15 protein-coding genes and 1 riboswitch are annotated in these 16526 nt (G+C 68.3%); of the genes, 12 read left to right on the top strand and 3 right to left on the bottom strand.

From position 1 onward, the window contains the following. Nucleotides 1-16: 16 nt before the first annotated feature. Genes KR541_RS18920 through KR541_RS18905 form a run of 4 tightly spaced genes read left to right on the top strand, consistent with a single transcriptional unit; the run spans nucleotide 17 to nucleotide 6412 of the window. Nucleotides 17-1309, top strand: coding sequence for a TolC family protein (locus KR541_RS18920; protein WP_216089727.1), 1293 nt, complete (start codon nucleotides 17-19; stop codon nucleotides 1307-1309). An 11-nt stretch (nucleotides 1310-1320) separates the two neighbouring features. Next, nucleotides 1321-2844 carry an efflux RND transporter periplasmic adaptor subunit gene (locus KR541_RS18915; protein WP_216089726.1) on the top strand — a complete coding sequence of 508 codons (1524 nt, stop codon included), beginning with the start codon at nucleotides 1321-1323 and terminating at the stop codon, nucleotides 2842-2844. Further along, nucleotides 2841-6047: an efflux RND transporter permease subunit gene (locus KR541_RS18910; RefSeq protein WP_216089725.1), complete on the top strand. Its 3207-nt coding sequence runs from the start codon at nucleotides 2841-2843 to the stop codon at nucleotides 6045-6047. The genes KR541_RS18915 and KR541_RS18910 overlap by 4 nt, the downstream gene beginning before the upstream one ends. Continuing rightward, the gene (locus tag KR541_RS18905; protein WP_124631804.1) at nucleotides 6044-6412 is read left to right on the top strand and encodes a copper-binding protein; all 369 of its coding nucleotides are present in this window, start codon (nucleotides 6044-6046) and stop codon (nucleotides 6410-6412) included. The genes KR541_RS18910 and KR541_RS18905 overlap by 4 nt, the downstream gene beginning before the upstream one ends. Nucleotides 6413-6504: 92 nt before the next feature. On the opposite strand, the gene KR541_RS18900 is transcribed toward KR541_RS18905, so the two are convergent. Further along, entirely contained in the window at nucleotides 6505-7515 is a 1011-nt protein-coding gene (locus KR541_RS18900) for a sodium:calcium antiporter (RefSeq protein ID WP_204384004.1), read from the bottom strand. A gap of 61 nt (nucleotides 7516-7576) precedes the next feature. Further along, a riboswitch (yybP-ykoY riboswitch) is annotated at nucleotides 7577-7756 on the bottom strand. A 111-nt stretch (nucleotides 7757-7867) separates the two neighbouring features. On the opposite strand from KR541_RS18900, the gene KR541_RS18895 reads away from it, so the two are divergent. The 4 genes from KR541_RS18895 to KR541_RS18880 all read left to right on the top strand — a co-directional run bounded on the left by KR541_RS18895 (nucleotide 7868) and on the right by KR541_RS18880 (nucleotide 10649). After that, nucleotides 7868-8143: a metal/formaldehyde-sensitive transcriptional repressor gene (locus tag KR541_RS18895; protein ID WP_124554331.1), complete on the top strand. Its 276-nt coding sequence runs from the start codon at nucleotides 7868-7870 to the stop codon at nucleotides 8141-8143. Between the two features lie 16 nt (nucleotides 8144-8159). Continuing rightward, the gene (gene dmeF / locus KR541_RS18890) at nucleotides 8160-9155 is read left to right on the top strand and encodes a CDF family Co(II)/Ni(II) efflux transporter DmeF (RefSeq protein ID WP_050017675.1); all 996 of its coding nucleotides are present in this window, start codon (nucleotides 8160-8162) and stop codon (nucleotides 9153-9155) included. Nucleotides 9156-9157: 2 nt separating this feature from the next. Continuing rightward, nucleotides 9158-9343 carry a DUF1289 domain-containing protein gene (locus tag KR541_RS18885; protein ID WP_080334385.1) on the top strand — a complete coding sequence of 62 codons (186 nt, stop codon included), beginning with the start codon at nucleotides 9158-9160 and terminating at the stop codon, nucleotides 9341-9343. Nucleotides 9344-9440: 97 nt separating this feature from the next. After that, on the top strand, nucleotides 9441-10649 hold the full coding sequence (locus KR541_RS18880) for an MFS transporter (RefSeq protein ID WP_216089724.1): 1209 nt from the start codon (nucleotides 9441-9443) through the stop codon (nucleotides 10647-10649). Nucleotides 10650-10672: 23 nt separating this feature from the next. Here the strand turns inward: KR541_RS18880 and KR541_RS18875 are convergent, their stop codons facing one another. Beyond that, the gene (locus KR541_RS18875; protein WP_216089723.1) at nucleotides 10673-12082 is read right to left on the bottom strand and encodes a heavy metal sensor histidine kinase; all 1410 of its coding nucleotides are present in this window, start codon (nucleotides 12080-12082) and stop codon (nucleotides 10673-10675) included. Next, on the bottom strand, nucleotides 12079-12750 hold the full coding sequence (locus tag KR541_RS18870; RefSeq protein WP_050017679.1) for a heavy metal response regulator transcription factor: 672 nt from the start codon (nucleotides 12748-12750) through the stop codon (nucleotides 12079-12081). Before KR541_RS18870 ends, KR541_RS18875 begins: the two co-directional genes overlap by 4 nt. A 232-nt stretch (nucleotides 12751-12982) precedes the next feature. Here KR541_RS18870 and KR541_RS18865 point away from each other — a divergent pair, with 232 nt between their 5' ends. From KR541_RS18865 to KR541_RS18850, 4 genes are all read left to right on the top strand, one after another. Continuing rightward, entirely contained in the window at nucleotides 12983-13330 is a 348-nt protein-coding gene (locus KR541_RS18865) for a hypothetical protein (RefSeq protein WP_050017680.1), read from the top strand. 89 nt (nucleotides 13331-13419) lie between these two features. Continuing rightward, on the top strand, nucleotides 13420-13701 hold the full coding sequence (locus tag KR541_RS18860) for a hypothetical protein (RefSeq protein ID WP_050017696.1): 282 nt from the start codon (nucleotides 13420-13422) through the stop codon (nucleotides 13699-13701). Continuing rightward, nucleotides 13698-15200: a TolC family protein gene (locus KR541_RS18855; protein WP_089488974.1), complete on the top strand. Its 1503-nt coding sequence runs from the start codon at nucleotides 13698-13700 to the stop codon at nucleotides 15198-15200. Before KR541_RS18860 ends, KR541_RS18855 begins: the two co-directional genes overlap by 4 nt. A 1-nt stretch (nucleotide 15201) precedes the next feature. Continuing rightward, nucleotides 15202-16497 (top strand): multicopper oxidase family protein, encoded by a 1296-nt coding sequence (locus KR541_RS18850; RefSeq protein WP_050017682.1) that lies wholly within the window; start codon nucleotides 15202-15204, stop codon nucleotides 16495-16497. The last annotated feature ends 29 nt before the right edge of the window (nucleotides 16498-16526 follow it).

Below are 16526 nucleotides of genomic sequence, written 5' to 3'. Positions count from 1 at the left end.
GATTTGGGGTTACACCATGTCATTCGATTTCCGCACGCTGCGCATGCCGCGTGCATGTCGGCGCGCGCCCGTACCGTGGGCCGCGCTGCTGATGGCGGGCGCCGTTCACGCGCAGCAGTCGCCGCTGACGCTGGACGCCGCGCTGCAGTCCGCCACCGATCGTTCCGCGTCGATGCAGGCCGCGCAGGCTTCCGTGCTCGCGCGTTCCGAAGCGGCCGTCAAGGCCGGCCAGTTGCCGGACCCGATGCTCAAGGCCGGCATCGACAACCTGCCGGTCAACGGCGGGCAGCGCTTCACCGTCGGCCAGGATTTCATGACGATGCGCCGCATCGGCATCGAGCAGGAATGGGTGTCCGGAGACAAGCGGCGGCTGCGTACCGCGCTCGCCGACGAACAGGTCGGCCGCGAGCGCGCCGGCTATCTCGTGCAACTGGCGGCCGTACGCCGGCAGACCGCGACGGCGTGGCTCGATGCCATCTATGCGAAGCAGGCGCTCGCGCTTCAGCAGGCGCTGCTCGGTCACATGAACCATGAACTCGACGCGACGCAGGCGTCGTATCGCGGCGCGAAGGCGAGCGCGGCCGATGTCGTCCAGGCGCGGGCCATGCTCGCGCAGACGCAGGATCAACTGCTGAAGGCGCAGCAGGTCTACCAGACCGCGCTCATTGCGTTGTCGCGCTGGACCGCCGTGCCCGTCGACGATGTCGCGGGCACGCCGCCCGCACCGGTGTCGTTCGTGTCGTCGTTGCCGCCCGATGAATTGCGGCTGTCGCAGCCGGCGCTCATCACGGCCGCGGACGATATCGCCGTCGCCGAGGCCGATACGGCCGTCGCGAACAGCGAGCGCAGCCCGAACTGGACGTGGGAAGTCGCGTACCAGCAGCGCGGCGGCGCGTATTCGAACATGGTGTCCATCGGCGTGACGATCCCGCTGCCGCTCGATCGCAAGAATCGCCAGAACCGCGACGTGGCCGAGAAAGCCGCGCTCGCGACGAAGGCGCGCCTGACGTACGAGGACACGCTGCGCCAGGTGCAGGCCGATATCCGCACGCAGTCCGCGACGCTCGCGAGCGGTCGCGCGCGCATCGCGCATCTCGGCGACGCGTTGCTACCGGCCGCCGATCAGCGCGTGCAGCTCGCGGCGGCGGCATACCGCGCCGGCACGGGGTCGCTCGCCGACACGTTCGCCGCGCGGCGTGCACAACTCGACGCGCAGTTGCAGGTGCTCGATCTCAGGCGCGAGGTCTCGCAGACCTGGGCGCAACTCGAATATCAGGTCGTGCCGTCGGCGACGGCCGCCGCGCAGTGAAGGAGACGCTCATGACAAGGCAATCACTGATGCGTGCGGCGCTGATCGCGTTCGCCGGTGCGGCGCTCGCCGGCGCTGGCTATTTCGCGGGCGTTCGCCATGCGACGCGCGGCGCGGCGACGGCCGCCATGCCCGCCGCCGCGCCGTCGGGCGTGCCGGCTCAGCAGGCCTCGCGCAAGGTGCTGTACTGGCATGACCCGATGGTGCCGAACCAGCACTTCGACAAACCGGGCAAATCGCCGTTCATGGACATGCAGTTGCAGCCCGTCTATGCGGACGAAGGCGGTGCCGCGGCGGGCATCCGGATCGATCCGGGCCTGCAGCAGAACCTCGGCATTCGCTATGCGACCGTGCGCCGGCAGCAGACGGCGGCCGGCTTCGACGCGGTGGGCACCACGCAGTTCGACGAAGCGCGCGCGGCGGTCGTGCAGTCGCGCGTGACGGGCTACATCGATCGTCTGTATGCGCGTGCGCCGATGCAGCGCATTGCGAAGGGCGCGCCGGTCGCATCGCTGTTCGTGCCCGACTGGCTCGCGCCGCAGGAGGAATATCTCGCGCTGAAGCGCGGCGGCATGGACGGCAGCCTGCTCGACGCGGCGCGCGCACGGATGCGGGCGCTGTCGATTCCGGACGGCATGATCGCGGCCCTCGACCGCACCGGCCGCGCGCAGACGCACGTCGTGCTGAGCGCGCCGGAGGCCGGCGTCGTCAGCGAGCTGAACGTGCGCGACGGCGCGATGGTCGCACCCGGCCAGACGCTCGCGAAGATCGCCGGGCTGTCGACGCTGTGGCTGATCGTCGAGGTGCCGGAAGCGCTCGCCTTGAACGTGCAGCCGGGGATGTCGGTCGACGCGACGTTCGCCGTCGATCCGGCCCGGCATTTCAGCGGCCGCATCCGCGAAGTGCTGCCCGGCATCAGTACGGGTAGCCGTACGCTGCAGGCGCGGCTGGAGATCGACAACGCGTCGCTGAAGCTCACGCCCGGCATGCTGATGCGCGTGAAGGTCGCCGCGCAGGAGAAGGCGTCGCGCCTGCTCGTGCCGTCCGAGGCGGTGATCGCGACCGGCCGGCGCACGATCGTCATCGCGAAGCACGGCGACGGCCGGCTGCAGCCGGTGTCGGTGACGGTCGGCAACGACGTCGGCGGCGACACGGAAGTGCTCGGCGGGCTGAACGAAGGCGACACGGTCGTCGCGTCGGGGCAGTTCCTGATCGATTCGGAAGCCAGCCTGAAAAGCGTGCTGCCGCGGCTGGAGCGGGCGGCAGGCACAAGCGCGGCCGCCTCATCCGCGACGGCAACCGCGCCGGCTTACGAAACCACCGGCAAGGTGGAGAAGGTCACGGCCGACGACATCACGTTCTCGCATCAACCGGTGCCGGCGCTTGGCTGGGGCGCGATGACGATGGCGTTCGGCAAGCCGTCGGCGCACGCGTTTCCGGACGTGAAGCCGGGCCAGACCGTGCGTTTCGCGTTCACGCAGACCGATGACGGTTACCGACTGACGAAGGTCGAGCCGCAGGGAGGCGAGCGATGATCGCGCGAATCATTCACTGGTCCGTCCATCACCGGTTTCTGGTGCTGCTGGCCACCGTGCTGCTCGCGGCATGGGGCGTGCATTCGCTGCGACAGACGCCGCTCGACGCATTACCCGACCTGTCGGACACGCAGGTGATCGTGAAGGCGTCGTATCCGGGCAAGGCGCCGCAGGTCGTCGAGGATCAGGTGACCTATCCGCTGACGACGACGCTGCTCGGCGTGCCGGGCGCGAAAACCGTGCGCGCGTACTCGTCGTTCGGCGACGCGTTCGTCTACGTGCTGTTCGACGACCGCACCGATCCGTACTGGGCGCGTTCGCGCGTGCTCGAATACCTGAGCCAGGTGCAGAGCCGCCTGCCGGCGGGCGCGACCGTGTCGCTCGGGCCGGATGCGACCGGCGTCGGCTGGGTATACGAATACGCGCTCGTCGATCGCACCGGTCACCACGATGCCGGGCAACTGCGCGCGCTCAACGACTGGTTCCTGAAGTTCGAGCTGAAGGCCGTGCCGGACGTATCGGAAGTGGCGAGCATCGGCGGCATGGTGCGCCAGTACCAGGTCGTGCTCGATCCGGACAAGCTGCGCGCGTACGGCATCACGCAGGCGACGGTCGCGGAGGCGCTCGGCAAGGCCAACCAGGCCTCCGGCGGCTCGGTCGTCGAGCTGGCCGAGTCGGAGTACATGGTGCGCTCGTCCGGCTACCTGCGCACGCTCGACGATTTCCGTCACGTCGTGCTGCGCACCGACGACACCGGCACGCCCGTCCTGCTCGGCGACGTCGCGCGCATCCAGGTCGGCCCGGCGACGCGGCGCGGGATCGCGGAGCTGAACGGGCAGGGCGAGGTGACGGGCGGTGTCGTCGTGATGCGTTCGGGCAAGAACGCGCTGACGACGATCGACGCGGTGAAGGCGAAGCTCGCCAACCTGAAGCGCTCGCTGCCGCCCGGCGTCGAGATCGTCACGACGTACGACCGCTCGCAGCTGATCGAGCGCGCGGTGGACAACCTCAGGGACAAGCTGATCGAGGAATTCGTGATCGTCGGGATCGTGTGCGCGGTGTTCCTGTTCCATCTGCGCAGCGCGTTCGTCGCGATCCTGTCGCTGCCGCTCGGCGTGCTGGCGGCGTTCATCGTGATGCGCTACCAGGGCGTGAACGCGAACCTGATGTCGCTCGGCGGAATCGCGATCGCGATCGGCGCGATGATCGACGCGGCGATCGTGATGATCGAGAACGCGCACAAGCATCTGGAAGCATACGACCGCGCGCATCCCGGCGAGCCGATCACCACTGCGCGCCGTTGGGAAATCGTCGCGGCGTCGGCCGCGGAGGTCGGGCCGGCACTGTTCTTCTCGTTGCTGATCATCACGCTGTCGTTCGTTCCGGTGTTTTCGCTGGAAGGGCAGGAGGGCAAGCTGTTCGCGCCGCTCGCGTTCACGAAGACCTATACGATCGCGGCCGCCGCCGGGCTGTCGGTGACGCTGGTGCCGGTGCTGATGGGCTATCTGGTACGCGGCCGCATTCCGCCCGAGCACGCGAACCCGATCAACCGCGCGCTGATTCGCCTGTACCGGCCGCTGCTCGAAGCGACCCTGCGGCGCCCGTGGGCCGCGATCGGCGTCGCGGTCGTCGCGCTCGTGCTGACCGCCGTGCCGTTGTCGCGGCTCGGCAGCGAATTCATGCCGCCGCTCGACGAAGGCGATTTGCTGTACATGCCGACCGCGCTGCCGGGCATCTCGGCGGACAAGGCGAGCGAGTTGCTGCAGCAGACCGACCGGCTGATCAAGACCGTGCCGGAGGTCGACACCGTGTTCGGCAAGTCGGGCCGCGCCGATACCGCGACCGACCCGGCGCCGCTCGAGATGTTCGAGACGACGATCCGCTTCAAGCCGCGCAGCGCGTGGCGGCCGGGCATGACGCCGGAGAAGCTCGTCGACGAACTCGACCGGACGGTGAAGGTGCCGGGCTTGTCGAACGTATGGGTGCCGCCGATCCGCAACCGGCTCGACATGCTGTCCACCGGGATCAAGACGCCGGTCGGCGTGAAGATTTCCGGGCCGGACCTGGCGGGGATCGACGCGATCGCGACGCAGGTCGAGGCAGCCGTGAAGCGCGTGCCGGGCGTGACGTCCGCGCTCGCGGAACGGCTGAACGGCGGCCGCTACATCGACGTCGACATCGACCGGCTCGCCGCCGCGCGTTACGGGCTGTCGGTGGCCGATATCCAGTCGGTCGTGTCGTCGGCGATCGGCGGCGAGGACGTCGGCGAAGTGATCGCCGGGCGCGAGCGCTTCCCGATCAACATCCGCTATCCGCGCGAGATCCGCGATTCGCTCGAGAACCTGCGGCAACTGCCGATCGTCACCGCGCGCGGCGCGCAGATCCGCCTCGGCGACGTCGCGCACGTCGCGATCGCCGACGGGCCGCCGATGATCCGCAGCGAAAACGCGCGGCTGTCCGGCTACGTGTACGTCGATCTCCGCGGTATCGATCTCAGCACGGCCGTCCGTGCGATGCAGCAGACCGTCGCGCAACAGGTCGCGTTGGCGCCCGGCTATTCGATCGCGTGGTCGGGTCAGTTCGAGTACCTCGAACGCGCGGCGGCGACGCTCCGCACCGTCGTGCCTGTCACGCTCGTCGTGATCTTCGTGTTGTTGTTCGTCACGTTCGATTCGGCGGCCGACGCGTTGCTGCTGATGTCGACGGTCCCGTTCGCGCTGGTCGGCGGGTTCTGGCTCGTGTGGGCGCTCGGCCATGCGGTGTCCGTCGCGACGTCGGTCGGTTTCATCGCACTGGCCGGCGTGGCCGCCGAATTCGGCGTCGTGATGCTGCTGTACCTGAAGGGCGCGCTGCAGCGCCGGCTCGATGCCGGCGAACCGCTGACCGATGCGTTGCTGCTCGACGCGATTCGCGAAGGCGCGGTGTTGCGCGTGCGGCCGAAGGCGATGACGGTCGCCGTCGTGCTCGCCGGGCTCGTGCCGATCATGATCGGCCACGGCGCCGGCTCCGAAGTCATGCAGCGCATCGCCGCGCCGATGGTCGGCGGCATGGTCACGGCGCCGCTCTTGTCGATGTTCGTCATTCCCGCCGCGTGGCTTCTGCTTCAGCGCCGTCGTGCGCGAAGCGCGGGCCGCGCGCGGCATTCCGATGCAGTTCCTTCCGGCACGAACGTGCCATCTATCCCAACCGGAGAATCACGTTGAAGATGAATCAATTGATCGCTACTGCCACCGCTGTCGTCGCGCTGAGTGCGTTCGCGGTACCGGCGTTCGCCGCCGGCGAGATGTCGGGCATGGACATGTCCGGCATGAAGATGTCGTCGGACGGTGCGGCGGAATCGAATGCCGCGCTGACGGACGCCGAAGTGAAGAAGGTCGATGCCGCGAGCGGCAAGATCACGCTGAAGCACGGCGCGCTGGAGAACGTCGGGATGCCGCCGATGACGATGGCGTTCAAGGCGAAGGACGCGGCGATGCTTGCTCAAGCGCATGCGGGCGACAAGGTCAGGGTGCGGATCGAGAAGGTCGACGGTACGTTGACGATCGTCAAACTCGTCAAGGGTTCCTGATCGTCCGGATGCGGGCGTTGCCGTCGCCCGCGTCGGGTGCCATGAAACGCGCCGCGCCGACGTGTTCGTCGGCCGGCGCGCCCGACCGGCATTCAGCGCGTCAGCGTCACCACCAGATACCCCGCATACCCCGCGCCGTTCGCGAGCAACGCCCAGATCGCGAGCCCGCGCGTGCGTGCATTGACGCGCAGCCAGGCCGCCGCCGCGAGCGTGACGATCACGCCGGTCAGCACTTCGGGGCGCGGCTCCCACGGCGTCAGCATGATGCCGATCGCCGGCAGCAGCGTGCCCTGGAACACCATCGCGCCGGTGATGTTGCCGAACGCGAGCGTGTCCTTCCCGCGGCGAATCCACAGCACGCTGTTGACCTTCTCCGGCAGTTCCGTCGCGATCGGCACGATGATCAGCGACAGCAGCAACGCCGACACGCCGAGCGCGTGCGACACGCCTTCCACACCGTGAATGAAGCCCTTCGCGCCGCCGACCAGCAGCGCGACGCCGATCAGCAGTTGCAGCAAGATCGTCGACAGGTTGGTCGGCAGGCCGACGCGCGACAGGAACATTGCGTGCGGCGCCTCGGTGCCGTGACCGGCGTCGACGAGCCCGGTCGACGCGCGGAACGTCAGCACGACGTACACCACGTAGAGGCCGACCAGCATCGCGGCGAGCAGCGCGCGCACGGTCCAGTTGTGATGCGGGACGAACATCGCGACGGTCGCCAGCGAGAATGCGGCGAGGAAGGTGTTCATGTCGCGCACGAAGCCCGTGCGTTCGGGCGCGATCGTGCCGCGCAGCCCGCGCGAGCGGATCACGGCGAGCGCCATCAGGAGCGTGGTGAGCGTCGCGAGCATCAGCGGCGCGCCGAGAATCGCGCCGACGCCGATCTCCTCGTTCACGGCCTGGTTCGACGTGCCGCCGGCCAGCGCGAGCAGCGGCACCATCGTTTCGGGCAACGCGGTGCCGACGGCCGCGAACAGCGAGCCGGTCACGCCTTCGGAAATCTTCAGGCGTTCGCCGAGATGTTCGAGCGCATTGGTGAAGACTTCGGCGGCGATGAGGATGACGATCAGCATGAACGCCAGTTCGACGAACATGAAGGTCATGCGGCACCTCCGCGGGCAGCGGTGGCGTGAGGGAGACGAGCGGGAAGGAACATGGGGACTCCCTGGTCGGACGCTGACGAACCATGACACATCCGCCGGCGTCCGACCAGGAACGACGCGATGTGCCGATGGTCTCGCCAAGCCGATCAGGCCGAACGCGCCACGGCCGCGGGCCGAGTGTGTTGACGCGCTCGCTTTCCGGTGACGGAAAGCAGGCTACTCCCCAAAGACGAAAACCAGTCTAGCCGAGCGGTTTTCGTTCGACAAGCCTTCGTCTCGAAAAATATACCCCTCCGTCCTATAGGGGAAAGCGTCCGGAGATATACTCCCCTACCCTATACAGGAGCCATCGATGAGTCATACCGTTCGCGAGAAACAGAAGCTGCTGAACCGCGTGCGCCGTATCAAGGGGCAGGTCGAAGCGATCGAGCGCGCGCTGGAGGAAGAGCGCGGCTGCAACGACGTGCTGCAACGGATCACGAGCTGCCGCGGCGCGATGAACGGCTTGCTGGCCGTCGTGCTGGAAGACCACATCCGGTCGCATCTCGTCGATGCGGATACGCCCGACGCACACGAAGGCAGCGCGACCGAGCAGTTGATCGAGGTCGTGCACAGCTATTTCAAGTAAGTCACCGGATCGAAACATGAACGAATTCAACGGCGCGGCGGCGGGCGGCGCGCACAGCCACGCGTTCCTGGGCGCCGCACATGCGCGCAACGAGCGGAAGACGTGGATGGTCATCGGCCTGTGCACGGCGATGATGATCGCCGAGATCGTCGGCGGCACGCTGTTCGGCTCGCTGGCGCTGGTCGCCGACGGGCTGCACATGTCGACGCACGCGGGCGCGATGCTGATCGCGGCGCTGGCCTATACCTATGCGCGCCGGCACGCCGACGATCCGCGCTTCGTGTTCGGCACCGGGAAGCTCGGCGACCTGGCCGGCTTCACGAGCGCGATCGTGCTCGCGATGATCGCGTTGCTGATCGGCTATGAGGCGATCGCGCGCCTGCTGGCGCCGGTGCCGATCCAGTTCGGCGAAGCGATTCCGATTGCGGTGCTGGGGCTTGCGGTGAATCTCGCGAGCGTGTGGCTGCTGAGCGGCGATCATCATCACGCGCATGGGCACGGCCACCACGATGACCGTGATCATGACCACGACGACGCGCACCACGCGCATCATGCTCACGGTTCGCACTCGGCCGCGCATCGCGACCACAACATCCGGTCGGCCTACGTTCACGTGATCGCCGATGCGGCCGTGTCGGTGCTGGCGATCGTCGGCCTGCTGCTCGCGCGCGCGTTCGGATGGGTCTGGATGGACCCGCTCGCGGGCATCGTCGGCGCGCTGGTGATCGCCAACTGGGCGTATGGGCTGATGCGCGATACGGGCGGGATCCTGCTCGACGTCAACGTCGACCGCAGGCTGACGGACAACGTGCGCCGCGCGATCGAGGCGCTCGGCGACAAGGTCAACGACCTCCATGTATGGCGCGTGGGCCCCGGGCACATGAGTGCGATCGTGTCGGTCGAATCGGGCGACGCCGCGCGCGACGCGCGTTTCTACCATGCGCTGCTCGCGCGCTTCGACGGCGTGTCGCACGTGACCGTCGAAGTGATGACGCGTGGGAAGGCAGCCTGATCGTGGCCGTGAAATCGCCGTGTATCGGGCTGTGCGCGTTCGACGGCCGCACGGGCTTTTGTGTCGGCTGCCTGCGCACGCGCGACGAGGCGCGCGACTGGAAGAAGCTGACCGATCATCGCCGACACCAGATACTGAACGATCGTACGCGGCGGCAGGCGAAGCTGCGGCGCGACGCGGCGCAATAGCAAGCGCGCACGCGCGCCTCGGTCTGCGATCAGGGTTGCGAGCATGCGGTAGCATCACAGGCATTCGGCATCACGATGCCTGAACCGGGAGCGATCCATGCAGACCGACGCACCGACCGGCATTCTTCGGCAGATTCCGCGCAGCGTGTGGGTGCTCGGCTGCGTCAGCCTGCTGATGGACGTGTCGTCCGAAATCATCCACAGCCTGTTGCCGATGTTCCTGATGGCGGGCCTTGGCGCGAGCGCGACGACGATTGGCGTGATCGAAGGGATCGCCGAGGCGACGTCGCCGGTCGTCAAGGTGTTCTCCGGCACGCTGAGCGACTACCTGCGCAATCGCAAATGGCTCGCGGTCGCCGGCTACGCGCTCGGCGCGCTCAGCAAGCCGCTGTTCGCGATCGCGCCGACGATCGGCGTCGTGGTGACCGCGCGGATCGTCGACCGCATCGGCAAGGGGATTCGCGGCGCGCCGCGCGACGCGCTCGTCGCCGACGTCACGCCCGTTCACCTGCGCGGCGCCGCGTACGGGTTGCGCCAGTCGCTCGACACGGTGGGCGCGTTCCTTGGGCCGCTGCTGGCCGTCGTCATCATGCTGGTGTGGCGCGACGATTTCCGCCTCGCGTTCTGGCTGGCCGTGATTCCCGGCGTGCTGGCCGTGGCGCTGCTCGCGTTCGGCATCGACGAGCCGGCGCGTGCGCCGGGCGAGAAGCGCGTGAACCCGATCCGCCGCGCGGTCGTCGCGCAACTCGGCGCCCGCTACTGGTGGGTCGTCGCCGTCGGCGGCGTGTTCGCGCTCGCGCGTTTCAGCGAAGCGTTCCTGGTGCTGCGCGCGATGGGCAGTGGCGTGCCCGTCGCGCTCGTGCCGCTCGTGATGGTCGCGATGAACGTCGTGTATGCATTGTCCGCTTACCCGTTCGGCAAGCTCGCCGATACGACGAGCCACACGAAACTGATGGTGATCGGGCTCGTGCTGCTGATTGCCGCCGACATCGTGCTGGCGCACGGCGCGCATTGGCCGGCCGTATTCGTCGGCGTCGCGCTGTGGGGACTCCATATGGGGATGACCCAAGGGCTGCTCGCGACGATGGTCGCGCAGGCCGCGCCGGCCGAATTGAGAGGCACGGCGTTCGGCGTGTTCAACCTGATCAGCGGCATCGTGACGCTCGTATCGAGCGTCGTCGCGGGCGTGCTGTGGGATCGGGCGGGCGCCGCGGCCACGTTCTACGCGGGGGCTATCTTCAGCGCGGCGACCATCGTGCTGCTCGTGTGCGTTCGTACGTCGTTCGCCGCCGCGCAGGAACGCTAGCGCCGAGCGCGGCGGCGCGTCGTCTAACTATCGGTGTCGCGCGGAAAGTAGAGCGCGAACGTCGTGCGCCCGTCGCGGCTCGCGACTTCCACCTTGCCGCGATGCAGCTCCGTGATCGACTTCACGATCGCGAGCCCGAGCCCCGCGTTGCGCGCCGCGCCGTGCCGCGACGAATCGATCCGGTAGAAGCGCTCGAAGATCCGTTCGACCTGTTCGGGCGGAATCGCAACGCCGCGATTCGTGACTTCGACGACCGCGTAACCGCATTGGGTCGACACGGCCAGCTCGATCGTCGATGCGGCTTCCGCGTGTTCGAGCGCATTCGACGCGAGATTGCTCACCGCGCGCCGGAACAGCGTCGCGTCCGCGACGACCGGCGCTTCGCCATGCACGTCGATGCGCACGCCGGCTTCGTCGGCCAGCGCCTGGAAATACGACGCGAGCCGGCGCAATTCGCTGCCCGCGTCGAGTTCGGCGGCCTTCAGGTGCTGCCGCGCGTTGTCGGTGCGGGCGAGAAACAGCATGTTCTCGATCATCCGCTGCAGCCGTTCGCATTCCTCGATGTTCGATTCGATCAGCGCTTCGTATTCGTCGGCCGTGCGGGCACGCGACAGCGTGATCTGCGACGAGCTGATCACGTTCGCAAGCGGCGTGCGCATGTCATGCGCGAGATCCGACGAGAACTGCGACAGCCGCACGAACGCGCGTTCGAGGCGGTCGAGCATCCGGTTCACCGACGTGGCGAGCTCGCGCAATTCGACCGGGCCGCCGCGCGCGTCGAGGCGTGCGTTCAGGTTGTGCGCCTCGATGCGCGACGTCTGCCGGCCGAGGCTTTCGACCGGGCGCAGGCCGCGCGACGCGACCGCGTAGCCGAGCGCGCCGACCAGCAGCGCGCCGACGGCCGCCGCGAGCCAGATATCGACGCGATAGCTTTCGAGCAGCGATTGCCGATCGGTCGCCGTGCGTGCGAGTGCGACCTGGATCGTTTCGCCGGACGGCAGTGTCTCGCGTGCGGACACGCAGCGCGACGTGCCGATGCCGGGCGGCGCGCAGGTGAACGGGCCGTCGGCGCTGCCTGCCCGATGCGATGCGGCGATCACCGACGCGAGCGTGTTGCCGGCTTCGTCGGAATGCTCGACGAGCGGACGGTTTTGCGCATCGTAGATGCCGAGGTAGACGCCCGGATGCGACAGCAGCACGTCGTGGAACACGGCCGGGTCGGCGCGTAGCGCGGCCGTCGATCCGCTGGCACGCGCGAGCTGCAGGAACTGGTTGAGCTTGCCGGAGATCTCGATGTCGTCGCGCCGCGTCAGCTCGGCGGACAGCGACCGGTACAGATACGCGCCGGTCAGCGCGAACACGAGCGCCGCGACCGCGGCGAACGCGAGCGTCAGGCGCCGCAGCAGCGAATACGAAGCGGCGTGTGCGGTCACGAACGATCCTCGAGCACGTAGCCCATCCCGCGGATCGTGTGGATCAGCTTCTTCTCGTACGCGTTGTCGATCTTCGCGCGCAGGCGCTTGATCGCCGCGTCGACGACGTTCGTGTCGCTGTCGAAATTCATGTCCCAGATCTGCGACGTGATGAAGGTGCGCGTCAGCACCTCGCCCTCGCGTTCCGCGAGCAGTTGCAGCAGCGCGAATTCCTGCGCGGTGAGGTCGATGCGGGTGTCGGCGCGCCGCACGCGGCGCTTGAGCAGATCGATTTCGAGATCGGCGACGTGCAGGATGTCGCGCACGTTGCGCGGCGCACGCCGCAGCAGCGAGCGGATGCGCGCGAGGAACTCGGCATACGCGAACGGCTTGAGCAGGTAATCATCGGCGCCGAGCTCGAGCCCGGCGACCTTGTCCTCGATCGCGTCGCGGGCCGTGAGCAGCAGCACGGGCGTCTGCTTCTGCGCGCGCAGCCGCTTGAGCACCTCGAAGCCGTCCAGTTCCGGCAGCATCACGTCGAGCACGACGAGATCGAAATCCTCGTGCAGCGCGAGGAACAGCCCGTCCTGGCCGTTTTCCGCGACATCGACCGTGTAGCTCGCCTCCATCAAGCCCTTCCGGAGGTAGGACGCCATCTTGGGTTCGTCTTCGACTATCAGTATCCGCATGGTGAGGCAGGCCGTCCGTGATTCCAGCCGGTCAGTGTAACGCCAGAGCGTACGGCGCCGCGCGTGCGCGAACGATGATCGGCGGATGACGGAATTGTCATGAAAGGCCGGTCATGTTTCGGCCATGTCGTCGTCACCGCGGCGGCGATAAGCTGCGGCCGTCTTGTCCCCGGAGCGTGCCGTCGTGCGACGCGCCGGCCCTAACGATCATTGCCTGCCTGATTTCGCATCCATGTCGTACTGGCGCACCTTCCTCGTCGTCGTGTTGCTGGCGCTGAGCCTGCCGATCCAGTCGTTCGCGGCTGTTTCGATGCCGTGCGCGGGCGCTGCCGTGCCGCATGAGGACCAAGCGCTGCACACGATGCCGACCGCGCAGGACGGCCATCACGATCACGCGCGGCATGCGTCGTCATGTGCCGCGTGCGTGTCCTGCTGCTTCGGCTCCGCAATGCCGGGCGCGCTCGAGGCGCCGGCCGCGGCGAGCGTCGGCGTCACGACCGTCGCGCCGCCGCGTTCGGCCGGGGACGTGTCGTTCCTGACCGGCGGCATCGACCGGCCGCCTCGCAGGATGCCCGTCTAGTTCCTGTCCGCGGCCGACCCGCCGCGATCCGCTATTTGCTCCGGCCACCGCATCACGCTGCGCCGGACGACTTACGACGAGACATGTTCATGCGATTGATCATTGCGGCGCTGTGGGGCGCGGCGGCCCTCGTGCCGTCGCTCGCGCCCGCGCAAACCGCGTTTCCCGACCCGGCGGACGCCGCCGCGTCGGTGCCGGACGTCACCGTGACGTCCGCGTTCGATGGCTACCAGCGGTATGAGGACGACGCAGGCCCGGGCTGGAAGCAACTGAACCGGGAGGTGGTGGAGCGACCTGCGAAAGGGCGCACGAGCGGCGGCGCGGCCGGCAACGGCGCCGCCCATTCGACGCACGGAGGGGCCACGCGATGACGACGCTCGCGATATCGCCTCGGATCGGCGCGGCCGCGGTCGTGCTGACGCTCCTCGCGGGCTGCACGACGTTTTCGAAGGACGGCGGGTTCGACGCCGTGTCGTCGGTCGCATCGGAACGCATCGGGAAGGACGCGGTAGTGGTGCGGACCGACGCCGACCGCGAAGCGGTCGACCGGCGGACACGGGAATTGCTGGCGAAACCGCTGTCGATGGGCGACGCGGTGCAGGTCGCGCTGCTGAACAACCGCGGGCTGCAGGCGTCGTACGCGGAACTCGGGCTGTCGGAGGCCGACCTCGTGCAGGCCGGCCGGCTGCCGAACCCGCGCTTCGCGTTCAGCCGCACGCGTGCCGGCGACGGCGAGCTGACGCTCGGCCGCACGTTCTCGGCGAACGTGTTCGCGCTGCTGACGATGCCGCTCGCGACGAAGATCGAACGCCGCCGCTTCGAGCAGACCAAGCTCGAAACGGCCGACGCGATGCTGAAGGTCGCGGCCGATGCGCGCCGCGCCTACGTGGAAGCGGTCGCCGCCGAGCAGGCCGCGAACTATGCGCAGCAGGTGCGCGACGCCGCGAGCGCGGCCGCCGAACTCGCGCTGCGCATGCGGCAGGCCGGCAACTTCAGCCGGCTCGACTACGCACGCGAGCAGGCGTTTCATGCCGATGCGGTCGCCCAGTACGCGAAGGCGCGCCAGCAGGCCGTCGCCGCCCGCGAGAAGCTCACGCGCGCGATGGGGCTGTGGGGCGAACGCACGCGATACGCGCTACCCGAACGCTTGCCGGATTTACCGAAGGCGCGCCCGGACCTGCCGGATCTCGAACGCTTCGCGATGAGCAACCGCCTCGACATCCAGGCGGCGAAGCTGCAGACGCAGGGCGTCGCGTCGTCGCTCGGCCTGAGCAAGGCCACGCGCTTCGTCAACGCGGTCGAACTCGGCTACGTGAATGACTACGAAACCGGCAAGGGCCACGAGCACGGCTACGAGATCAGCGTCGAGATTCCGCTGTTCGACTGGGGCGGCGCGAAGGTCGCGCGCGCCGAGGCGATCTACATGCAGTCCGCGAACCGGCTCGCGAAAACCGCCATCGATGCGCGCTCCGAAGTGCGCGAATCGTACGCGGCTTACGTCACCAGCTACGACGTCGCCACGCACTACCGCGACGAAGTCGTGCCGCTGCGCAAGACGATCTCCGACGAACTGCTGCTGCGCTACAACGGGATGCTCGCGAGCGTGTTCGAGCTGCTGACCGATGCGCGAGAACAGGTCGGCGCGGTCAACGGCTACATCGACGCGCTGAAGGACTACTGGCTCGCGGAAACCGATCTGCAGATGGCGGTCGGCGGCCGGTTGCCGTCGTCGGGTGCTACGCCGCGCGCGACGAACTCCGCCGAATCAGCACCCGAATCCGCTTCGAAGGCCGACGCTGCGCCGCAGCCGGCTTCCCCTCCAGCGGCGCCGCCGGCGCCCGCCACGCAACCGCATCCGGAAGGTCATTGACATGGTGTCCCGTCGACAATTTCTCAGCGGCTCGGGCGCCGCGCTGCTCGGTGCGGCGATGGTCAGCAAGGCCGGCGCCGCGTCGCTGCCCGAAGCGCCCACGATGGCGAAAACCGGCACGCAGCCGCCGCTCGTGCCGCCGAACGGCCGCCCGTACACGCCCGTCGCGACGCTGAACGGCTGGTCGCTGCCGTGGCGGATGAAGAACGGCTGGAAGGAATTCCACCTGACGGCCGAGCCCGTCGTGCGCGAGATGGCGCCCGGCATGAACGCGAACCTGTGGGGCTACAACGGCCAGTCGCCGGGCCCGACGATCGAGGCCGTCGAAGGCGACAAGGTCCGGATCTTCGTGACCAACCGGCTGCCCGAGCACACGACGATCCACTGGCACGGGCTGCGGCTGCCGAACGGGATGGACGGCGTCGGCGGCCTCACGCAGCCGCACATTCCGCCCGGCAAGACCTTCGTCTACGAGTTCCAGCTCGAAGCGCACGGCACGTTCATGTATCACCCGCACGCCGACGAGATGGTGCAGATGGCGATGGGGATGATGGGCATGTTCATCGTGCATCCGAAGGATCGCGGCACGATGCCGGTCGATCGCGATTTCGTGTTCCTGCTCGCCGCGTACGACATCGACCCGGGCAGCTACACGCCGCGCGTGAACGAGATGACCGATTTCAACATGTGGACCTTCAACTCGCGCGTGTTTCCGGGCATCGATCCGCTGCCGGTGCGCGCCGGCGACCGCGTCCGGATTCGTTTCGGCAACCTGACGATGACGAATCACCCGATCCACCTGCACGGCTACAGCTTCGAGGTCGCGGGCACCGACGGCGGCTGGATTCCGCCGGCCGCGCGCTGGCCCGAAGTGACGGCCGATGTCGCGGTCGGCCAGATGCGCGCGATCGAGTTCACCGCCGATCGTCCGGGCGACTGGGCGTTCCATTGCCACAAGTCGCATCACACGATGAATGCGATGGGCCACCAGGTGCCGAACCTGATCGGCGTGCCGCAGAAGGATCTCGCGAAGCGGATCGGCAAGCTCGTGCCCGACTACATGGCGATGGGCAGCACGGGCGGCGCGATGGGCGGCATGGAGATGCCGCTGCCCGACAACACGCTGCCGATGATGACCGGCACGGGCCCGTTCGGGCCGCTGGAGATGGGCGGCATGTTCACGGTGCTCAAGGTGCGGCAGGGGCTCGGCCGCAACGACTATCGCGATCCGGGCTGGTTTCGGCATCCGAAGGGCACGGTCGCGTACGAATACACCGGCGAATTGCCGGACGGCTGAAGCAGCACGCGGCGGCCGCACCGATGCGG

Origin of the sequence: Burkholderia sola, from assembly GCF_905400185.1 — a bacterium.
GTDB classification, from domain to species: Bacteria; Pseudomonadota; Gammaproteobacteria; order Burkholderiales; family Burkholderiaceae; genus Burkholderia; species Burkholderia sola.
This window is presented reverse-complemented; position numbering and strand designations above follow the sequence as displayed.

What these genes read in the sequence shown, in the direction of transcription:
- KR541_RS18920 (WP_216089727.1), top strand. Translation starts at nt 17, where the DNA reads ATGTCATTCGATTTCCGCACGCTGCGCATGCCGCGTGCATGTCGGCGC.
- KR541_RS18915 (WP_216089726.1), top strand. Translation starts at nt 1,321, where the DNA reads ATGACAAGGCAATCACTGATGCGTGCGGCGCTGATCGCGTTCGCCGGT.
- KR541_RS18910 (WP_216089725.1), top strand. Translation starts at nt 2,841, where the DNA reads ATGATCGCGCGAATCATTCACTGGTCCGTCCATCACCGGTTTCTGGTG.
- KR541_RS18900 (WP_204384004.1), bottom strand. Translation starts at nt 7,515, where the DNA reads ATGACCTTCATGTTCGTCGAACTGGCGTTCATGCTGATCGTCATCCTC.
- KR541_RS18895 (WP_124554331.1), top strand. Translation starts at nt 7,868, where the DNA reads ATGAGTCATACCGTTCGCGAGAAACAGAAGCTGCTGAACCGCGTGCGC.
- dmeF (WP_050017675.1), top strand. Translation starts at nt 8,160, where the DNA reads ATGAACGAATTCAACGGCGCGGCGGCGGGCGGCGCGCACAGCCACGCG.
- KR541_RS18880 (WP_216089724.1), top strand. Translation starts at nt 9,441, where the DNA reads ATGCAGACCGACGCACCGACCGGCATTCTTCGGCAGATTCCGCGCAGC.
- KR541_RS18870 (WP_050017679.1), bottom strand. Translation starts at nt 12,750, where the DNA reads ATGCGGATACTGATAGTCGAAGACGAACCCAAGATGGCGTCCTACCTC.
- KR541_RS18865 (WP_050017680.1), top strand. Translation starts at nt 12,983, where the DNA reads ATGTCGTACTGGCGCACCTTCCTCGTCGTCGTGTTGCTGGCGCTGAGC.
- KR541_RS18860 (WP_050017696.1), top strand. Translation starts at nt 13,420, where the DNA reads ATGCGATTGATCATTGCGGCGCTGTGGGGCGCGGCGGCCCTCGTGCCG.
- KR541_RS18855 (WP_089488974.1), top strand. Translation starts at nt 13,698, where the DNA reads ATGACGACGCTCGCGATATCGCCTCGGATCGGCGCGGCCGCGGTCGTG.
- KR541_RS18850 (WP_050017682.1), top strand. Translation starts at nt 15,202, where the DNA reads ATGGTGTCCCGTCGACAATTTCTCAGCGGCTCGGGCGCCGCGCTGCTC.